The following is a 215-nucleotide window of genomic DNA, read 5'->3' on the forward strand; positions in this document are numbered from 1 at the left end:
ATTTCGTCTACTTGTCGGCTAAGTAATGATTCTCCTCCAACTATAATTTTCTTTAACGGTGTATCCTTCAGGTCAAAATCTTTTAATAATTCTAAATGAGATGGGGTTAATTTTACGATATCCAAGGCATTTGAAGTCGAAATATAATCCAGTAATATTTCATGTGCATTCCAATTATTATTAAATACTTTTATCTTATGGCCTCTAATTAATGG

At 30.2% G+C, this 215-nt stretch carries 1 protein-coding gene; it reads right to left on the reverse strand.

The window, feature by feature from the left end; translation table 11 throughout:
* Positions 1 to 215, reverse strand: a 215-nt coding sequence (locus tag DM397_RS23860) for a hypothetical protein (protein WP_204251826.1), incomplete at both ends; no start/stop codon positions are given.

Source organism: Flavobacterium nitrogenifigens, assembly GCF_003254565.1.
Taxonomy (GTDB): domain Bacteria; phylum Bacteroidota; class Bacteroidia; order Flavobacteriales; family Flavobacteriaceae; genus Flavobacterium; species Flavobacterium nitrogenifigens.